The organism is Merdimmobilis hominis (assembly GCF_016901855.1).
Classification (GTDB): domain Bacteria; phylum Bacillota; class Clostridia; order Oscillospirales; family Ruminococcaceae; genus Paludihabitans.
This window is the reverse complement of record NZ_JACJKY010000007.1, coordinates 1-18,509: the sequence shown is the minus strand read 5'-3', so window position 1 is coordinate 18,509 and position 18,509 is coordinate 1. Positions and strand designations below refer to the sequence as shown.

The following is an 18,509-nucleotide window of genomic DNA, read 5'->3' as shown; positions in this document are numbered from 1 at the left end:
TTATAAATTTTTGAGAAGTTCCTGCTTTGCTGCGTTGAACTCTTCTTCGGACAAAATACCGCTTTCTTTCATCAATTTCATTTTTTCCAGCTTCATTTTAAAAGCGTCAAGTCCCCCTGTACTCTGAGCGGGAGCGGATGTTTGTCCGATGGCGTCGTTCATCATGCCGCCTACCATTCCGCCGACAGCACCACCGACGCCTGCCATCGTGCCCAAGCCGACGCCCATATTGGTAAATTCACCGACCGCTTCATTTTCAGCCACCTTTTCTGCGACATCAAAGCCACGCTCCTGCTGATAGGTATATCCCTCCTGTGCACGCTTTGTTGCCATTGCCTGCGATTCAATGACGGTCTTTTTCGCCTCGGTCTCGGCGTGGATGACATCGGTTTGCTGCTTCAGCTTTGCCTCTGCGATATCTGCATATTGCCGGATATGTATCTCCTTGAATTTTTCATAAGCCGCTTCGCCGTCCGGCTTGGCGATCGTCGTAACAAAAAACTTATCAAGGCTAATTCCGTATTCATTGAAATCCGGTGTTAACGCGCGTTTTAAAGCAGACGAAAATTCGTCCATATGCGCGTCCACTTCAAAAATACTGTAGGGAGCGCTTTGCATCGTTGCCGCAATATACGGCTTGATTTTAGACATCAGATAAGAACGAAACTGCGCAATCAGCCCGCTTTGTGTCAGGCTGGATTCTGTTCCGACCAGTTTGGTGAGAAGCCTGCGGGAATCGTTGACAGAAAGCGTCATTTCGCCGGAAGCGCCGATCTGCAACGGAAATTTGTATGTAGGCTCCATATACTGTACTTGACTGTCTGTACCCCATTTAATTGCCATCTGCTGCGTTTTGTTTACAAAGTATACCTCGCAGTGGAACGGCGTTTTTCCGCCAGTAGGCAGATTCAAAAAGCGCCTGAGCAACGGGATGTTCTGTGTTTCAAGCGTATATCTTCCTGCTTCAAACAAATCTAAAGCCTGACCGTTTTTGAAAAAAACTGCCTCCTGAGATTGATGGACGATAAGCTGAGACAAAGTATTAAAATCTTCAATCGGGGATTTCCAGACGAAGGTGGAATTGTCACCCTCGTATTTGATTATTTTTGCCAATGCCATATCTGATTCCTCCCTCGGTTAACGAAATGCAACATAATCCGCATTATGTAATAAACGCAATCGAAAAATTGCCGTCTAAATGTACTGAGTCTTCACAGAACATGGTCTTTGTCACAGACCAAATCTAAAAATGAGCGTAAAAAATCAAGCCTTTTCAGAATTTGCCTTGAAAAGGCTTATTTGTGCTGCTTTGCTTCGACAATATCCCGTAAAATCATACTTTTCTTCGCCAAACTGTTTGAATTTTCTCTCGAACTATGATATAATAATGTAAATAAAATGGGTTTGGTATGTACATTTGCAGCATAATGCGGATTATGTAATAAACTGCATTTCGGGGCGGCGTTTTTCATAAAATCAGCCGCATATGTTCCATCCGTCTGCGATGCTCATCACCTGTTGAGATAATGTAAATGCGAGTGATGTTGATACTGCTGTGACCGAGAATATCCGCCAGCTTGGCAATATCCTTTTCAATCCCGTAAAACACTCTTGCGAACAGATGGCGCAAATTGTGAGGAAAAACTTTCTGCGGATTCACGCCTGCGTACTCACAAAGGTTTTTCATTTCCCGCCAAATGTTGGTGCGGCTCATCGGTCTGCCCGTTCTTGTAATGAAAATTGTACCTGATGTTATTCCTTGCTCCGCTGCATAGCGGAGCAAATTTTTTTGCAGTTCTTTGACAAGAAAGACAGACCGTGTTTTGCCTTTGAGAGATACGATTGCTTCTCCGTTTTTGACAGCCTCCACCGTTATGTATTGGAGTTCGCTCACCCGAATCCCTGTGCCGCAAATAGTCTGCAAAATCAAGTTCAACCGTTCGTTACCTTTCTGCTTTGCGGTATTTACAAGCCGCATATATTCCGCTTTGGTTAGTTCTTTTTCTTCGGGACAGTAGATCTGCCGTTGTAACTTGATCGACTTCACCCTGCAATCCATCCAACCTAAAAATACAAACAAACTGTTCAGACTTGCCAGCATGGAATTGATACTCCGCACAGCATAGTTTTTAGAGGTCAGGTTGCTTTTATAAGCGATAACCGATTCTTTTGTGATTTCCGCACCATTCATGTATGTAGTAAATGCCCATACATCTCGCATATACTTTTCGATTGTATTATCGCTTTTTTCTTCCTCTCTCAGATATTTTTTGAAGTTTTGTATTGCTTCACTTGTTAAAATTCGTTCTTTCATTCTGATGTACCTCCGGATATATTTTACCCGAAAAGTATGATTCAAGAATTGTCCTCTCCATTTTAAGGAAGGATAACCCTTAAATCGAATGTGCGGATTTTGGGTATAAAGGCAGCCCCGTTAGGTTAGCGGTACAACCTGCTTTCCTGGCGGTGCTTTTTGTGTTTATGGACAATTTGAGAGTTTCTTTTAAATCCACTCAAAATATGCTATAATATTTTGAGTTTTATAGGAACAATATGCTAATTTTGCGTCGTTAAATAAATGGAGAGGATGTTCTCTGGAAAGGAGGCACAAAATATGCCGATATTATTAAAAAGACAAAACGGCGAGGTCACGCCGTTTCGCAATGCGGACTTTATTCCCGCATTCTACTTTATTCCGAAATCCATATTGGACAAGTGTGGTTCAGAACTGAACAGCATTCCACGCAATCCGTTTAAGCTACTCCATGACTGGGATGCAATCGCTATGGTGGAAAGCGATTTGTTTCTGCTTGCCATTATTGACGCTTATGCATTTATGGTCTGGCCCTTTATGGGACTGGGTGCAAAGCGTGAAATCTATTCCGGTTATGAGCCGTCATGGATTTTTGCTCATGCAGCGCCGTACTGGATTCAGGAAATGCAGGAGGAAAAGATTCTTCCAGCAGCAAAGGAACTGCTAAAGGACGGAGGTGTGGATGAAACCTTCGGCTATGTGTCGGAAGAAGAAATCTCTGATCTATTCAGCTGGCTTGTTCCGCAGACAATGGCGCACCATAATATGAAAGCTGTCATTGATACCGCAAAAGAGTTCCGCTGTTTTGAAGATTTTGATTATCGGAACAGCCGGCAGAAAATCGACCATTACCGCAAGTGGTATCACACCCGTGTAAAGAATATTACGGTTGAATCTCTTGATGAACTCAAGGAACGGTATGCTGAAAATAATGACGGTATGGACTGGGACATCCCCGATGAAGACAGCGATATGAATCGTACCGTTTTAGAACCGATGGCAGTAAGCGAGTTTTTAGCTTCGCTCAGCGAAACAGACAGACAAATCCTCATCATGCGTATGGAAGGCATAACGCTTGAGAAAATTGCAGAAAAGCTCGGATTCAAAACACACAGCGCCGTTCACAAGCGCATCCGAAAAATCGGCTTGGCTTACGAAAAATTCAGCGGCGAAGATTTTGGATTCAGCCAAAAGAAAATCATCTGATAACACCTATTGATGTAAAAATCGGTAGGTGTTATTTTTTCGCCCAAAAACAGAAAAGGAGGACTTTATGACATAGTGCCATCCGACAAAATCGGAACAAAGCAAAATTAAGAACACCCTATATATGCAGTGCGGACACCAAAGCTGTTTGATGATAACCGACGGTGCCTGCTCCGCTCTTTCGGAAAGTAAACAAAAAATCATTAAGATTCAGGAGGACAATCACAATGAAAAAATATAAAGAAACCTATATTATCGGTATCGACCACGGCTACGGAAATATGAAAACTGCAAACTGCTGTTTTCAGACAGGCGTAACCGTCTATAACAAAGAACCGATTTTCGAAGACAATCTGCTTGTTTGGAATAACAAATATTATCTTATCAGCGCAGAGCATAAAGAATTTTCAGCGGATAAAATGCTGGACGAGGATTATTATGTTCTGACGCTTGCCGCAATCGCACGGGAGATGAACATTGCTAAAATCTATTCTGCTGATGTATTGATTGCCGCCGGACTTCCGCTGACTTGGGTAAGCGAACAGCGAGAAGAATTCAAACGATATTTGCTGAAGAACGAAACAATCGATTTCAATTTCAAAGGCAAGGATTATCATATCCGCATTATCGGTGCAGATATTTATCCACAGGGATTTGCCGCTATTGTCAATCACTTATCCGATTTTTCAGGTGTAAATATGCTCTGCGATATTGGCAACGGCACGATGAATATTATGTTCGTCAATGATAAAAAGCCGAACCCCAACCGCTGTTTTACCGAGAAATTTGGAACACACCAGTGTATGCTCCAAATCCGTGAAAATCTGATGAGAGTTCATCACGCAGATCCACCTGAAGAAATGATTACCCGTGTGCTTCGTTTCGGCACAGCAGATATTGACGGTGACTATTTGAAAACAATAACCAATACTGCAAAAGAGTATGTGGAAGGTATTTTCCGCAGACTGCGTGAACACGGCTATGATTCAAAACTGATGAAGCTGTATATTGTCGGAGGAGGCGGTTGTATGATCCGCAACTTTGCTGAATATGACGAAAGCCGTATTACTGTAAACGATGATATTTGTGCTACTTCTAAAGGTTATGAACGAATGCTGGAAATGAAATTGATTAAAAACGGCGGTGCGTTATGAGTATCAAACGAATGAGCCTTAGGTTTAACTTGGATAACGAAGCTGATCGCAAGGCTTGGGAGTATTTGAAAAATATAACGGATTCAAAAAACAAAGCGGTTATTACTGCCGTTAATCAGTTTTATGAGCCGCACGCAGAAATTACAGAGACTATTAAGGAAACCATTCGAGAGTGCTTGCAGAATCTTTCTGTGATACAGACGGAATCACCACAACCGACCGAAACACTCTCCGAAGAAGAAAATCTGTTATTGGATTCCCTCGATGATTTTCTCGGAGACTGACGGCATTAAAATGATGCCGCTTTTTATTTTCTAAAATGCCCTATGGCATTACTTTGACATTAAACAGAATTAAGGAGGATTTTTATTATGAGAGCCTATTCATCATTAAGACAGATGCAGGATTCAGGCATCTGCGTTGACAACTATAAAACAAACGAGCGTGATGGTGTTTTTGCTGCAAGACTTGATTACAAACGCTGGGGCAAGAACCGCAATATCCTTGCTTACTTCACTTTTGAAGACGGCAATAAGGTCATGGCTTCCGCTTGGCAGAACACCGGCTATCTCGGTATCCCTGAAATTGAAGAAGGAGCATTGCTAACCCTCACCTTTGAGAGAGCGAAGAACGGCATTTCCTATTTGAGAAAGGTTGAAAGAAACGAGGGACAATAATGCATGTCTCATACTGTAACAAGCAGGGACTTTGTGTGCCAAAGTCCCAATCAAAAGCCGCAGATTTTCTTGCAGCTTTGCTCTTTGGGGGCTTACCGCCCCCAATCCCCCGGAAAGGAGAGATGTATATGGAGAAAGATATACGAATCGCCGTGCGTGTCACGGCAAAAGAAAAAGAGAAAATACAATCAAAAGCTAGAAAGTGCGGGATTTCCACAACCGAATATGTCAAGCAAAGAGCGCTAGGGTATGAGCCGAGAGGTATTCCGCCTGACGCTCTTTTTCTTTGCCTTGAAAAGCTCGGCGAACTTGCCGACAAAGCGAGTTCACCGAAGTTGGACAAGGAAATCAGTGATGTACTGAAAGGAATAACAGCGGTATTTCTATTGCCGTGAAAGAGGTGATACGATGTGGCTGTATCAGGCTTTTGGCCGATATATAAAAACTTAAAAGCGACACTCAACTATGCCGACAATCCCGACAAAACCACTGCAAGAGAATATCTTGACGATGATCTGTATGCGGCGCTTTCATATGCCGAGAACGACAACAAAACCGACCGCAAAATGTATGTTGGAGGTATCAACTGTTCAAAGCAAAATGTCTATGCCGAAATGGTTGCCGTACAGCAACGGTTCGGGCTTCGTGGCAAGGTGATCGGCTATCACGGAATACAAAGTTTCCGTGAAGGCGAGGTCACACCGAAGCAGGCGTTTGAAATCGGCAAGGAAACAGCAAGAAGAATGTGGGGTGACAGGTATCAGGTGCTTGTGACTGTTCATTTGAATACAGATAATGTGCATTGCCATTTCGTTGTGAACCCCGTTTCATTTAAGGACGGTGCAAAATTTCAAAATAAAATCGGTGACCACAAAGAACTGCGCAGAGTATCAGATGAAGTATGCCGGGAACACGGTTTATCTGTTCTTGAAAACAGTAGCTTCTACGGCGGGCACAAAAAAGATTATTGGCGGCACAAAGCCGGCAAGAAAACACATCGGGACTATCTCCGTGAGGATGTGGAATACTGCCTGTCTTTTGCTACTTCTCCGAGAGAATTTGAGAATCAGCTTTATGCACTCGGTTATACGCTAGATCCCGTGCGCTTTTCTGTAAAGGCAAAGCACTGGGAGCGTTCCGTTCGTCTTGCAAACATCGGCTTTTCAAAAGAAATCGTGCAGGCGCAGTTGGACAGGAACGCCGAGAGCAGATACCACTTATTCACCTTGGAGTACCGTCCGCCGTACAGGCCGAAAAAGTTTCCGCTGGAAGATGAACTGCGAAAGCTTGATTTTGTCATTGACCACAGCTACGATGCAGCGACGGTTTTAGTGGATATGATTTTCTATATCATAATAACGGTCATCCAAATCACCGCCGAACTTGCTGAGGTAATTCTGTTATCACCCGATTTAAGGACGGCGGAAAAGGATTTGAAAAATCTTGTAGCAGATTATCATTTTCTCAAAGAAAATGACATTCACACCGTAGCCGATTTGCAAGCAAACATCGACGAGAGAAAAACACAGTTATCCGATTTGGAGCATGAACGCAAAGAATTAAGCAATCGTATACGCCGTCCGAAATCGCCGGAGGATGAGAACCAAAACAAAGAGCGCCGCAAGGCGATCAGCAAACAAATGAAGCCTGTTCGTGAAAGGCTTCGCCGTGCGGAGAAGATTTTGGAGAAGTCTCCGCATTTATATGAGTTATTAAAACAAGAGCATGAGCTTGAAAGAAAAGCCCGTGCAAGATATTTAGATAGGAGTAGATGAAAATGAAAAATACAAGAAATCAGCCGGTAAATATTCCGGTTTCAAAACTTCGCCCGTTTGAGGGGCATCCGTACAAAGTTAAAGATGATGAGGAAATGGATACGCTGATTGCAAGTATTCATACAGTTGGTATTTTGTCGCCGCTGATTGTCCGACCGATTGAAAGCACAGAGGAATATGAGGTGATAAGCGGACACCGCCGCTTACACGCCGCAGTTAAGGCAGGGATTACAGAAATCCCTGCCTTAATTTATGCTCTCGACCGTGATTCCGCCGCTATTGCTGTGGTGGACAGCAACCTACACAGAGAGCATATCCTACCCAGCGAAAAGGCGTTTGCTTACAAGCTGAAAATGGAAGCAATGAAGCATCAAGGTATCACTTGTGGACAAGTTGGCCACAAGTCTCGTGACGATGTTTCAGATACAGAAAGTGGTCGTACCGTTCAGCGTTATATCCGCCTAACCTACCTGATTCCCGAATTCATTGACAAGATGGATAACGGCGAAATTGCCTTATCCGTTGGAGTGGAGCTTTCCTTCCTTGATGAGCAGAGCCAGTATGATGTTTTGGAACAATGTGAAATCAACGACTGCACGCCCTCTTATTCGCAGGTTTGGCGTATGCACAAGGCAGACCGTGAAGGATTGCTTACCAAATCCTGTATTGAAGGTATTATGTGTGAGGAAAAAGCAAACCAACGGGAGATGTTTAAAGTCCCGATGGAGCGTATTCGCAAATATGTCCCTAACGCTAATGCAAAGCAGGCAGAAGATTTTGTTTTGAAAGCCTGCGAGCATTACCGCCGCTATCTGCTTCGACAGCGTGACCGAGAGCGATGAGAATGTGCGCCTATGGATTTTAAAATGAATGCCGTCATTCACCGTGGCAACAACTACAATAACGCCCTCCGTTCTTTTCAGCACAAGCGAATGGAATTTCTGGAACAGGAAATCCGAGCGCTTAACAGCGAAACGCTGTGGTTACTCTTACGCCAGCTTTGCAAAACGGTCGCACATTGGAAAGCGTCACCGGGCTGGCTGTATAATGAAAAAATAGGAGGACTGGTTTTATGACAAAGAAACAAAAATACAATACTGAGCATAACCGAGGTGTAGCCATCTACGCCCGGAAATCCCGCATCACCAACAAGGGAGACAGTATCGGCGTGCAGTTCAAACAATGTGCCGAGTACGCTATGTTCGTTTGAAAGCGGATATGTCTGCCAGCTCCAAAGAGCTGTATGAAGCATACCAGATTTACTGTGCCAAAAACAACCTGTCCGCTTTTAAACCTGGCAGCTTCAGCGAAGCCCTGATTGCCTGCCAGAGCCGCTACAATTTAGAATACTGCAACAATGTAACCAATGCCGCCGGACGGCGAGTACGTGGCCTTCTGGGGATCGAAGTATTAGTCAAAAACAATATGTCGGTGTTTTCTGGAAATTCAAAGCGTATGTACGCTTTGATTGATCGTTGTTCTCCCTTTTACAGCAATTCATACACAGTCATTTGAGAAGTCAACAAGGAGGAAAATATGGGAAATCCGCAATATGCCATTCTCCGTTTCGCCAAATACAAGGGACCGGAAATCGGGAGCATTGAAGCCCACGATGAACGTATCAAAGAGAAATATGCCAGCAACTCCGATGTGAACATCAGTAGAAGTAAGTATAATTTTCATCTGATCGAGCCAGAACGAAAATATCGAGCAGAAATAGAACGCCAAATCAAAGAAGCTGGTTGCCGTACCCGTTCAGATAGTGTTCATCTAGTAGAAGTTCTCGTGACTGCCACACCGGAGTTCTTTCAGGAAAAGAAGAAATCTGAGATCAGAGACTATTTTCAAGAGGCGTTAACGTTTATCCAGCAAAATCAAACCCCAAAAACAATCATATCCGCCGTGGTGCATATGGACGAGAAAACGCCCCATATGCACCTTTCTTTCGTCCCGCTAACCGAAGATGGCAGGCTCAGTGCTAAGGAGATTGTGGGTAACAAGAAAAAACTGACCCAATGGCAGGACAAGTTCTGGAAACACATGGTACTGAAATACCCTGACTTGGAACGAGGCGAAAGTGCCAGCCAGACTGAACGAAAGCATATCCCGCCCAGGGTATTTAAAGAAATGACCCGCCTCACCAAGCAGAAAGCCAAACTTGAGGAGTTACTTGCCGGTGTTAACGTATTTAACGCCAAAAGTAAAGCTACTGAAATTGGTGTGCTACTGGACCAATACATTCCTTCTGTAGAGAAGATGCACGACACTATCAAGAAGTATCAAGTGGCATTCACAGAAACCACCACTGAGAACAAAAAGCTGAAACAGAAAAACGCACATCTGAGACAGTCCCTAGAAAAATCGACGCAGGAAAGTATTTTAAAACAGTTGTCCGATGCCAAGCTGCAACGAGACTATGAAGATGCTCTGGCGGTTCTGGATCGTATTCCAAAAGAAATTCTGGATATGTATGCCCGTGGTGGCCATAGGAGAAAGGAACGGACTATTGAAGAACGTTAAGCAGAAAAACGCAAACGATTATAGACGCATCATCCTGCAGCAAGAAATAGAGATGATGGCATGTACGCTGTTGTCAGAAATCAAAAACTTGAAGAACAGAGGCAGTTTCCGCATTGGAACAAGGAACAGCTGCTCAATCAACAATCCATGACATTATCCGATCTTTCTGATTCGTGGAGATACTGAATATTTGGAAGGGATATTTTGGCACAACTTTTCATAGAGATAGAAAAGAAAACAGACAGAGAGGAGGCGGCGTTTCATCATGAAAAAACGAAAACTGAATTACCGATTCCATGATCCCAATACAACAGAAACAGCCGCCGATTATCTGCTGAAGGTATTGATCAAGGCCAACACACCAAAAGTAGAGCGGGCTATTCAGCAAAATGCTGACAGCCAAATTGAAGAAAAACAGAAAGAGCACCTTGTGTGAATATACAAGGTGCTCTTTCCTTGTTTACATTTTCACTTTCTGTGGTATAATAAGGACGTAACAGAACGAAATAGATGTAACAAGGAGGTCCCGCACATGAATATAGCCGCTTACTGCCGTGTGTCCACAGATAAATCCGATCAGCTCAACAGTCTGGAAGCACAGAAAACCTTTTTTGCAGAATATACTCAACGCACTGGGGATAACCTTGTGCGTCTATATGCCGATGAAGGTATTTCCGGCACCAAAATCAAAAACCGCAAGGAATTTCTGCAGATGATGACAGATGCAGATCACGGCCTTTTTGAAATGGTAGTGGTCAAGGATATTTCCCGCTTTGCTAGAAATACCGTTGACCTTTTGCAAAATGTCCGTAAACTTAAATCGTTGGGAATTGAAACACAGTTTCTCACCGCCAATATGACCAGCATGGGCAACAGTGAATTTGTCCTGACGATCTTCGGTGCGCTGGCCCAAGAGGAAAGCGCCAACACCTCCAAGCGAGTGAAGTTCGGCAAGAAGATGAACGCAGAAAAGGGCCGTGTTCCCAACATCGTCTATGGGTATGACAAGACAATTGGCGACTACTTCAACTTAACGATCAACGAAGAAGAAGCCGCTGTTGTCCGCCAGATTTATCATTGGTATATCCAGGATGGGTATGGTGCGGCAAAAATCTCTAATTTTCTCAACGAGCGGGGCCTTAAAACCAAGCGAAACTGTCGGTGGAGTCAGAACGGTGTCTGCCGTATCCTCACCAACGAACTTTACACCGGAAAAATCATCAACGGTAAACAGGAAGTCACTGATTTTCTCACTGGCCAGCGGGCCGACAAGGATGAAACGGACTGGATGGTAGTAGAACGGCCGGATCTTCGCATCATTGACCCGGAAACCTTTGAGCAAGTACAACAGATCATGCAGTCCCGTGGACAGGCTTTTAAGGTGGATAAGGAACGGCAAAGCAATAAACACCTCTTCTCTACCCTTATCAAATGCAAAGAGTGCGGCTGGTCTTTCAGGCGCACCGTCCGCACTTACAAGAACACTTATGTCCGCTGGGTCTGCTCTGGCCACAATGGGCGTGGTGCCGACAACTGCCCTAATGCAGTGACAGTGGATGAGGATGAACTGATTGAGGTTTTGCAAGAGTACTTTGCAGGGGTACTCAAGTCAAAAAAAAATGTCATCCGCTATGTCACCCATGAGTTTCAGCGATTATATAAAGCGAAGGACGAAAATCTGAACTACGAAAAAGAGTTGACCGCTCAGCTTGCCAAACTGCAAAAGACCCGCCAGAAATACATGGATATGTATGCTGATGACCTGATCAGCCGAGAGGAACTGAACGACAGGATCGGCGGGATGCGAAAAGAGATTGAGCGTCTGGAAAATGAGCTGAAGATGGTATCCTATCACCTCACAAAAGGCGAACAAGTGGAAGCCATCCTGAACCAAACCTTCCGGGAGATCGAGGATATCGCCGATGTACGGCAAATGACCAATGCCCAGCTCAAGCGCATTATCCAGAAGATCGAGGTGGACAAAGACGGAAATGTGGATATCTATCTGCGTTTGTTCGGTGATTTGGGATTGGACGAAACCGTTCTGATTCATCACAACGAAACATAAAGACGTTACAGAACGATTGCAGAAAACAAACCATGCACTTTATCTGGATGTGCAGAAGGTTTTAGAAAAGAATAAGCAAGAGCGCCATATCCGCGGTGGAATTGCTACAAGACAAAAATTTTTAAACGCCAAAAAGGCCGATCACGCCTAAAAAAAGCGTATACAAAAAAATTTTTATAAAAAATTTTTTCTCCACCCCGTTTTTTAAAAACCTCCTTCGTATTCTATAGGCGTAAACCAAACCTAACAAAACAAAATACAAAGGAGGTTTTTCTTATGACACTCAAACGGAAATACACATTGACTGCTTCGGCACTGTTCCTTTCAGCATCCCTTTTACTCACAGGCTGCAACAGCAGCAAAACACCCAAAACAGGCGGTGAAATCGTTTCACTCGGCTCAGACACCGGAAAAATTGTATTGAGCGTGAATCCGGAAATCACAGTTTCTTATGATAAAGATGGTCATGTGACCGCGCTGGACGGCGTAAACGATGACGGAGAAAAAATCGTTTCAGTGTATGGTGAAGCAGACGGAAAATCGTGCGAAACTGTTGCATCAGATCTGGTACGTGAAATCTATGAAGCAGGATATTTCGACGATGACGTAGACGGAAACGATAAAAACATTGTCGTACAGCTCGTTCGCGGATCTGCTGTCCCGCGCGAATCGTTTCTCTCTGATATCAAAACTTCTGTGATGGATACGACAAAATCGTTTTCACTGAATGCAAGTGTCATTGACATCGACGATGATGACTACGATGAATCCTACACAACAGCTGATCGCCTTTCCCCGTATATCACGAAAGAAAAAGCGATGCAGATTGCCGCATTACAGGCAGGCGTACCTTTCGATCAAGCACTCTTCACCGACCGGGAATTCGACTTCGACGATGGTGCTCCGATTTATGAACTGGAATTCTATTATCAGGACACCGAATATGATTATGAGATTGATGCAGTCAACGGCTCCGTTCTTTCTCATCAGCACAAAAAAATCACATCCGAATCGATTCCTTCTTCGAACACTTCCTATATCGGTACGGAAAAAGCCAAAACCGCAGCCCTCACGCACGCAGGCATCTCTGCTTCTGCTGCTGCATTCACCAAAGCGGAATTCGATTTTGATGACGGAACACCGGTTTATGAACTGGAGTTTTTCGCAAACGGCATTGAATATGACTACGAAATCCACGCTGCAACCGGTTCTGTAATCAAATTTGAACACGACCGCAATAACACCGGCACAAGCACCAGCAAACCCACCACCAGCACATCTTATATCAGTGCGGAAAAAGCAAAATCTGCAGCGCTTTCTCACGCAGGTGTTTCCACTTCTGCTGCCACATTCACAAAAGCCAAACTCGACAGCGATGACGGCGTTGCGCACTATGAGATTGAATTCTATGCAAACGGCATCGAATACGAATACGAAATTCACGCCACAACCGGCGCTGTAATCGATTTTGACCGCGACTATGACGATCATGACCATGATGATGATCATGATGACGACCACGATGATGACTGATACAAACACATGCTTCCATTGTACAAAAAAGGAATCACTGATGTGATTCCTTTTTTTGATATTATTCTGCACACAAAATCAAATTGACGCTTCCCGGTGCCAGTGTGATTTCATCGAGTGAAACAGCTGCTGTCTCTTCCTGCACACAGCAGTGTGCTGCATCGCATTGATCATACGGTGACGATGCTGTCAGCGTGGTCATTGTGCCCTTTCCTGTGCCGATACCGATGGTATACGGCTGCGAGAAATCGCGGTTTACCACGGCAATACACAATGTACCGTCTGCTTTGCGCACTGCGCTGCACGAAAGCGCTTCAATCTGTCCTGCCTCTTTTGTGTCCAAGCAGACAGACGGCACTTCTACCTCCATACGATCACCGATCATATGCTTGCGGTACAGCAAAAACGGATAGGCAATCGTCTGATAATACGAACCGTCCTTTGTTGTGACAATCGGCGCAATTACATTGACAAGCTGTGCCATATTTGCAATGGCAACCGCAGGATGACGCACAATGTCGTTCATCGCACTTGCAACCCATACGGCATCCCGCCAGTTATACTCCGCCAATAAACCGTATGTCTCATCGGGCGCAAAATTCCAGATGTTCCATTCATCCAGCGCGATTTTCACTTTTCCGCTTCTCGCCGGGAACCGATACCACGGATTAAAGTTCTCGATCGTATCCGGATACGTGTCAATCAGATCAGCCGCTTCTTCAATCATCTGAATCAGCGCCTTTTCGCCTTCAAACGGACCGTACAGTCCTTTTCCGTTTTCCGCGGAATAGTGATGCAGGGAAAGATAATCACAAAACGGATGAAGCGCATCGAGCACAGCTTTATTCCACTCCGGTTTATCGCATCCGACCAATATTGTTTTGATCGAACGATCCGTAAGCTTCATAAATTTGATAAATTCCAGTGCATCCCGCACATATAATGAAACATCATGATGGACACCGAGATCGGGCTCTGCATAGCTTTCGTTTCCGATGCACCAATATTTCACATTGAACGGTTCCTCATATCCATGGCTGCGGCGCAGCTGTGCATAGTAGGATTGTCCTGTACCATTGCAGTATTCTACCCAGTTTGCGGCCTCTTCCGGCGTACCCGACACCATATTCACACAAATCATCGGTTCCGCTCCAATCCGGCGGCAAAACGACACAAATTCTGCCGTTCCAAACGAAAGATCCAGTTCACCTCCCCAGATCAGGTTTTTGCGTTTGATTCGCTCGCTTTTCGGACCGATTCCATCTTCCCAGTGATACTGACACATCACGGTTCCGCCGGGAAACCGCAAAATCGGCGGATTTAATTCTTTGGCTTTTTCAAGCACGTCGGTACGAATTCCCTCCGCATCCGCAAGCGGACTGTCCGGATCGTAAACGCCGCCTTCAATACAGTTTAAGATATGCTCAATAAACTGTCCGTAGATCATCTCTGTTACTTTACCATTTGTATTATTCGCTTTCAGATCAATTTTCATAAAATTCCCCTCTGCTTTGATTTTATTTTATCTTATCGCATCTGACTCATTTCGTCAAGACGGACATGTCCCGGACAAAAAACATTAAAATAATGTTAAAATACAAGGAAATCAAAGGATTCGCGCGTTTTTTGCACATAATGCTCCGAAAACACATAAAAACCCTGCTCAATCCGTTTGATTTGCCATTCACATGCCGTTAAAATGATAGATATAAAGAGGAGTGATTGTATGCGGTTTCAAATTCGAAAGCCACGATATCTGATTAAACCCGATTCAAAAGCCGATAAATGGCTGTCAAAGCAATTCGGAAGTTCACTGTTTTCATATGGTGAGATTATTTCGATGTTTATCCCCATCATGCTTGACCAGTTTTTCATCAATTTCATCGGTGTTTTAACAACTTCCATGATCAGTGCGTCGAGTCAGGAATCTGTCTCTGCAGTCAGTCTCGTCAGCCCTGTTTACATGATGATTTTTGCCATTTTTAACGCAGTTTCCGCCGGCGGCACAGTCATTGTCGCGCAGTACAAAGGAAAAGGCGACAATGAAAAAATGCGGACAGCTGCCGGACAGGTTGTGCTTGCAACAACTACTGTCGCGATTGTATGCTGTGCAATCCTCGTCACATGCGCAGGACCGCTTGTCCACATTATGTTCGGTTCCGCTGACCCGGTTGTCATCAAAAAAGCCCAGGATTACATGGTGGGCGTTGGTATTTCGCTTATTTTCCACTCATTTTATATGGGTGCATTTGCAGTATTCCGCGGCGTCGGCGCAACAAAAATCTGTCTGCGTCTGACCATTATCATCAACCTGATCCACCTGCTCGGCAGTGTTCTGTTCTTAAATATCTTAAAACTTGACATCATCGGTACTGCACTTTCGTTAAACGTTGCGCGCTTGATCGGCGGTGCAATCGCCATCTGGCTTCTGCTCCATCCGCACAGCGTCCTGCGCGTTTATCCGCGTGATATATTCAAAATTTGCTGGCCGGTGTTAAAATCAGTGTTCAAAGTAGGCATTCCGTTTGCAATTGAGCAGATGTTCTTCAACGGCGGCAGCATTTTGGTACAGATGTACATCGTTACCCTCGGCACACTGAGTGTTTCTGCAAATGCTGTCACAAACTCTGCATTTGCGATCATCTATTCCGCCGGTCTTGCGGTTGGTACGCTCGCCATCACAATCGTGGGCCAGTGCATCGGCGCAGATCAAAAAGAACTGGCAAAATGGTACGGCAAAAAGATGATCCTGCTCGGCACGATTGTCACATTGATCTCGATTGCGATCTTTATGCCGCTGATGCCGCTCATTCTGATGATGTATCAGGCACCGACCGAGACACTCTCTGTTATTTACATGCTTTTGATTACCGCAATCATTCCGATGCCGTTCTTCTGGTCGATTTCAAACGTTATGCCGAGCGTTCTTCGCGCAGCAGGCGACGCAACATTTACCTCTGTTGTATCACTGATTACAATGTGGGTGATGCGCGTCGGCGTCGGCTATCTGCTTTCCATCACATTGGGATTTGGTGTTATCGGCGTATGGATTTCCATGGGACTTGAATGGGCAATTCGCTCGCTCGTATTCTGGATTCGCTATAAGAGTAATCGTTGGCTTACCAAAAAGACGATCGAAGACTGATCGTTTTATCATAATGTTCAAAGGAGGGTTCTCCCCATGTTTATTTCCCTGTCCGAATATGCAAGGCTTCATGGGAAAAATCCGGAATCCGCCCGCAAACGCGCAGCACGCGGCGGATTTCAAACAGCACGAAAAGAAGGGCGCAGCTGGATTATCGACAGCGAAGAGCCGTATGATGATTTGCGCCAGCACGACGCCAAGGAGCCTGATATGGATCAGCTTGTCTGGGCGCTTCCAAAAACAGAACAGGCAGCAAAACCGGTGTTTCGCGCCGCTTTGTTCGACGAACTGACCCCGATTTATCCGGACACCGATGTGCGCACCGGGGAAGATGCGCTCACTGTTTCCGGCGCAAACGGCACTTATGTCGGTGTACATATTGCACTTTCCGGATTAACACCGGGCATTCCTGTCGCATTTTCGGTGGAGGGTCCGCATCGTGCATACAAGCTGTTCGAGCTGATTCCAGTACCGGTGGAAGTGAATACTGGCGCTGTCCTGCGCAGTGAGTATTTAAAAAACGACAAAAACGAAAATGTAATCCGCCGTGCGCCGTTTTATATTTACGAGGCGTTGAAACCGATCTTTAACCTTGCGCGTCCGCAGTATACGACCGCTGCTTTCGCATTCCGCACCCCGATCGAATACTGCCGCAAAAAAGAAACTGCTTCTTTTACCATTAAAATCTGTCACGACGGTATGTGCCGCACGCTGACGGTACAAACCATGCGTTATCCGGTAACGGTGAAACCTGCCGCTGCCGATTCTCCGCAGTTTGTAAACTGGTTTGATTACGAAAACATTTCGCTTTGGCACAATGCACCGATGTGGTCTGCACGCTATGAAGAAATGCTGACACGTTATCTGCGCACCGTGCGCTATCTGCGGCAGAATATCATGGCAATTCCGGGCAATCTGCTGTTTACCGTTATGCCGGATGGTTCGCTTCGATTTGAGCCGCAGCGACTTGATTTGATGCTTCGTGCCGCAAAACGTGCCGGCATCACACTGTTCCAGGGCGGTGCTTTCTGCTCGCGTGCATCTTCTCTTGCAGACAACGATGAATTTTATGCGTCGCTTGACCACGATTCGTTCACCTCGCCCGAACAGATCGGCGAAGCGTTTAAACGCCGGGCATTTGATGAATTTGATTACGGTACCGATGCTGTATTTTCGCTGACGGGTGCATCCATGTCATCCGAACAAGGGCAATCGCAGTTAAAGGAAGCCCTGTGCACATTATACGGTTATCTGCGTGCACATAACCTGTGCGATGTTTGGACACAGTCGTGTCTGGACGAGCCGAACGATGCGCTGTGTGAGGTATATCACACGATTTCTAAAATTACAAGAGAAGCAATGCCGGGTATTCCGATTTTGGAACCTGTGCTTCCGACTGAAAATGTGATCGGCGCACTCGATATCTGGTGCCCGTCGCTTGATATTTATGAAAAAAATCAGGCATTTTTCGATAAACGCGTAGAAGAAGGCGACAAACTTTACGTTTATTCCTGTTTAACTCCGGGCGGAAATTACTGCAACCGTCTGCTTGATATGGAACGGCTGCGTGTTGTCTATCTTGCGTGGGGAATGATGAAATATCCGAATATCATGGGATTTTTGCACTGGGGTGCAAACTTCACCTGCGGCAATAATCCATTTGAACGGCAAGCTGCCATGTTCTCCGAACAGGTGATGGAATACCATCCGAAATATGCAAACTTCCTGCCGGCCGGTGACGAATGCATTCTGTATCCCGGATTTGAACAGCCGCTCTCCTCCACACGTGCGGAAGCACATCGAATCGGTTTTGAAGATTTGGAGCTGCTTCGTATGCTCAAACAAATAAATCCTGCGCGCGCAGACGAAATCGTATCCATGCTGTTTACGCGGTTTGACTGTTATGAAAAATCTGTCAAAGAATATCGCCGCGTACGCACTCTGCTGTTGGAAGCTGTTTGTGAATCAAAATAAATGCATAACAAAAAACGTGTCCGAAAAATTCGGATGCACTTGTCAAGAGAAAGTAGACAGTAAAAAGAATATTTATCAGAAGCCCCGTTCGGTTTTAAACTGAACGGGGCTTCTGTAACCCAATGCAGCGGCCGGACGGTGGT

At 45.1% G+C, this 18,509-nt stretch carries 20 protein-coding genes; 17 read left to right on the top strand and 3 right to left on the bottom strand.

The window, feature by feature from the left end; all coding sequences use genetic code 11:
* Positions 1–1,119: an SPFH domain-containing protein gene (locus H6A12_RS05650; RefSeq protein ID WP_204445723.1), complete on the bottom strand. Its 1,119-nt coding sequence runs from the start codon at positions 1,117–1,119 to the stop codon at positions 1–3.
* A 349-nt stretch (positions 1,120–1,468) separates the two neighbouring features.
* The gene (locus H6A12_RS05645; protein ID WP_204445721.1) at positions 1,469–2,314 is read right to left on the bottom strand and encodes a tyrosine-type recombinase/integrase; all 846 of its coding nucleotides are present in this window, start codon (positions 2,312–2,314) and stop codon (positions 1,469–1,471) included.
* 300 nt (positions 2,315–2,614) lie between these two features.
* Between H6A12_RS05645 and H6A12_RS13420 the strand changes: the two genes are divergently transcribed.
* From H6A12_RS13420 to H6A12_RS05565, 15 genes are all read left to right on the top strand, one after another.
* A complete protein-coding gene (locus tag H6A12_RS13420; protein WP_243415313.1) occupies positions 2,615–3,520 on the top strand; it encodes an RNA polymerase sigma factor in 906 nt (301 codons plus the stop codon).
* 227 nt (positions 3,521–3,747) lie between these two features.
* Positions 3,748–4,674: a ParM/StbA family protein gene (locus H6A12_RS05630; protein ID WP_204445719.1), complete on the top strand. Its 927-nt coding sequence runs from the start codon at positions 3,748–3,750 to the stop codon at positions 4,672–4,674.
* Positions 4,671–4,958: a hypothetical protein gene (locus H6A12_RS05625; protein ID WP_204445717.1), complete on the top strand. Its 288-nt coding sequence runs from the start codon at positions 4,671–4,673 to the stop codon at positions 4,956–4,958. The genes H6A12_RS05630 and H6A12_RS05625 overlap by 4 nt, the downstream gene beginning before the upstream one ends.
* Positions 4,959–5,045: 87 nt before the next feature.
* The gene (locus H6A12_RS05620) at positions 5,046–5,351 is read left to right on the top strand and encodes a hypothetical protein (protein ID WP_204445715.1); all 306 of its coding nucleotides are present in this window, start codon (positions 5,046–5,048) and stop codon (positions 5,349–5,351) included.
* Positions 5,352–5,386: 35 nt separating this feature from the next.
* A complete protein-coding gene (locus H6A12_RS05615) occupies positions 5,387–5,746 on the top strand; it encodes a plasmid mobilization protein (protein WP_204445713.1) in 360 nt (119 codons plus the stop codon).
* Between the two features lie 15 nt (positions 5,747–5,761).
* The gene (locus tag H6A12_RS05610; protein WP_204445710.1) at positions 5,762–7,126 is read left to right on the top strand and encodes a relaxase/mobilization nuclease domain-containing protein; all 1,365 of its coding nucleotides are present in this window, start codon (positions 5,762–5,764) and stop codon (positions 7,124–7,126) included.
* A gap of 2 nt (positions 7,127–7,128) precedes the next feature.
* Complete coding sequence (locus H6A12_RS05605) at positions 7,129–7,968, top strand: ParB/RepB/Spo0J family partition protein (protein WP_204445708.1); 840 nt, start codon at positions 7,129–7,131, stop codon at positions 7,966–7,968.
* A gap of 12 nt (positions 7,969–7,980) precedes the next feature.
* On the top strand, positions 7,981–8,202 hold the full coding sequence (locus tag H6A12_RS05600) for a hypothetical protein (RefSeq protein ID WP_204445706.1): 222 nt from the start codon (positions 7,981–7,983) through the stop codon (positions 8,200–8,202).
* Positions 8,199–8,336: a hypothetical protein gene (locus H6A12_RS05595; protein WP_204445984.1), complete on the top strand. Its 138-nt coding sequence runs from the start codon at positions 8,199–8,201 to the stop codon at positions 8,334–8,336. Before H6A12_RS05600 ends, H6A12_RS05595 begins: the two co-directional genes overlap by 4 nt.
* Positions 8,309–8,641 carry a hypothetical protein gene (locus H6A12_RS05590; protein WP_243415312.1) on the top strand — a complete coding sequence of 111 codons (333 nt, stop codon included), beginning with the start codon at positions 8,309–8,311 and terminating at the stop codon, positions 8,639–8,641. The genes H6A12_RS05595 and H6A12_RS05590 overlap by 28 nt, the downstream gene beginning before the upstream one ends.
* Before the next feature lie 21 nt (positions 8,642–8,662).
* A complete protein-coding gene (gene mobV / locus H6A12_RS05585; protein WP_204445704.1) occupies positions 8,663–9,646 on the top strand; it encodes a MobV family relaxase in 984 nt (327 codons plus the stop codon).
* A 265-nt stretch (positions 9,647–9,911) separates the two neighbouring features.
* Positions 9,912–10,082: a hypothetical protein gene (locus H6A12_RS05580; RefSeq protein ID WP_204445702.1), complete on the top strand. Its 171-nt coding sequence runs from the start codon at positions 9,912–9,914 to the stop codon at positions 10,080–10,082.
* 96 nt (positions 10,083–10,178) lie between these two features.
* Positions 10,179–11,714, top strand: a complete 1,536-nt coding sequence (locus tag H6A12_RS05575) for a recombinase family protein (RefSeq protein WP_204445699.1) — start codon at positions 10,179–10,181, stop codon at positions 11,712–11,714.
* Between the two features lie 49 nt (positions 11,715–11,763).
* The gene (locus H6A12_RS05570) at positions 11,764–11,865 is read left to right on the top strand and encodes a sporulation transcriptional regulator SpoIIID (RefSeq protein ID WP_345941228.1); all 102 of its coding nucleotides are present in this window, start codon (positions 11,764–11,766) and stop codon (positions 11,863–11,865) included.
* Positions 11,866–11,990: 125 nt separating this feature from the next.
* Complete coding sequence (locus H6A12_RS05565; protein ID WP_204445697.1) at positions 11,991–13,247, top strand: PepSY domain-containing protein; 1,257 nt, start codon at positions 11,991–11,993, stop codon at positions 13,245–13,247.
* Positions 13,248–13,308: 61 nt separating this feature from the next.
* Here the strand turns inward: H6A12_RS05565 and H6A12_RS05560 are convergent, their stop codons facing one another.
* Positions 13,309–14,742 carry an alpha-L-arabinofuranosidase C-terminal domain-containing protein gene (locus H6A12_RS05560; RefSeq protein ID WP_204445695.1) on the bottom strand — a complete coding sequence of 478 codons (1,434 nt, stop codon included), beginning with the start codon at positions 14,740–14,742 and terminating at the stop codon, positions 13,309–13,311.
* A 231-nt stretch (positions 14,743–14,973) separates the two neighbouring features.
* On the opposite strand from H6A12_RS05560, the gene H6A12_RS05555 reads away from it, so the two are divergent.
* Positions 14,974–16,392 carry an MATE family efflux transporter gene (locus tag H6A12_RS05555; RefSeq protein WP_204445693.1) on the top strand — a complete coding sequence of 473 codons (1,419 nt, stop codon included), beginning with the start codon at positions 14,974–14,976 and terminating at the stop codon, positions 16,390–16,392.
* A 36-nt stretch (positions 16,393–16,428) separates the two neighbouring features.
* Positions 16,429–18,366 (top strand): DUF4091 domain-containing protein, encoded by a 1,938-nt coding sequence (locus H6A12_RS05550; RefSeq protein WP_204445691.1) that lies wholly within the window; start codon positions 16,429–16,431, stop codon positions 18,364–18,366.
* The last annotated feature ends 143 nt before the right edge of the window (positions 18,367–18,509 follow it).

What these genes read in the sequence shown, in the direction of transcription:
- H6A12_RS05650 (WP_204445723.1), bottom strand. Translation starts at nt 1,119, where the DNA reads ATGGCATTGGCAAAAATAATCAAATACGAGGGTGACAATTCCACCTTC.
- H6A12_RS05555 (WP_204445693.1), top strand. Translation starts at nt 14,974, where the DNA reads ATGCGGTTTCAAATTCGAAAGCCACGATATCTGATTAAACCCGATTCA.
- H6A12_RS05575 (WP_204445699.1), top strand. Translation starts at nt 10,179, where the DNA reads ATGAATATAGCCGCTTACTGCCGTGTGTCCACAGATAAATCCGATCAG.
- H6A12_RS05625 (WP_204445717.1), top strand. Translation starts at nt 4,671, where the DNA reads ATGAGTATCAAACGAATGAGCCTTAGGTTTAACTTGGATAACGAAGCT.
- H6A12_RS05605 (WP_204445708.1), top strand. Translation starts at nt 7,129, where the DNA reads ATGAAAAATACAAGAAATCAGCCGGTAAATATTCCGGTTTCAAAACTT.
- H6A12_RS05550 (WP_204445691.1), top strand. Translation starts at nt 16,429, where the DNA reads ATGTTTATTTCCCTGTCCGAATATGCAAGGCTTCATGGGAAAAATCCG.
- H6A12_RS05565 (WP_204445697.1), top strand. Translation starts at nt 11,991, where the DNA reads ATGACACTCAAACGGAAATACACATTGACTGCTTCGGCACTGTTCCTT.
- H6A12_RS05620 (WP_204445715.1), top strand. Translation starts at nt 5,046, where the DNA reads ATGAGAGCCTATTCATCATTAAGACAGATGCAGGATTCAGGCATCTGC.
- H6A12_RS05600 (WP_204445706.1), top strand. Translation starts at nt 7,981, where the DNA reads ATGGATTTTAAAATGAATGCCGTCATTCACCGTGGCAACAACTACAAT.
- H6A12_RS05580 (WP_204445702.1), top strand. Translation starts at nt 9,912, where the DNA reads ATGAAAAAACGAAAACTGAATTACCGATTCCATGATCCCAATACAACA.
- H6A12_RS05590 (WP_243415312.1), top strand. Translation starts at nt 8,309, where the DNA reads ATGTGCCGAGTACGCTATGTTCGTTTGAAAGCGGATATGTCTGCCAGC.
- H6A12_RS05560 (WP_204445695.1), bottom strand. Translation starts at nt 14,742, where the DNA reads ATGAAAATTGATCTGAAAGCGAATAATACAAATGGTAAAGTAACAGAG.
- mobV (WP_204445704.1), top strand. Translation starts at nt 8,663, where the DNA reads ATGGGAAATCCGCAATATGCCATTCTCCGTTTCGCCAAATACAAGGGA.
- H6A12_RS05645 (WP_204445721.1), bottom strand. Translation starts at nt 2,314, where the DNA reads ATGAAAGAACGAATTTTAACAAGTGAAGCAATACAAAACTTCAAAAAA.
- H6A12_RS13420 (WP_243415313.1), top strand. Translation starts at nt 2,615, where the DNA reads ATGCCGATATTATTAAAAAGACAAAACGGCGAGGTCACGCCGTTTCGC.
- H6A12_RS05630 (WP_204445719.1), top strand. Translation starts at nt 3,748, where the DNA reads ATGAAAAAATATAAAGAAACCTATATTATCGGTATCGACCACGGCTAC.
- H6A12_RS05595 (WP_204445984.1), top strand. Translation starts at nt 8,199, where the DNA reads ATGACAAAGAAACAAAAATACAATACTGAGCATAACCGAGGTGTAGCC.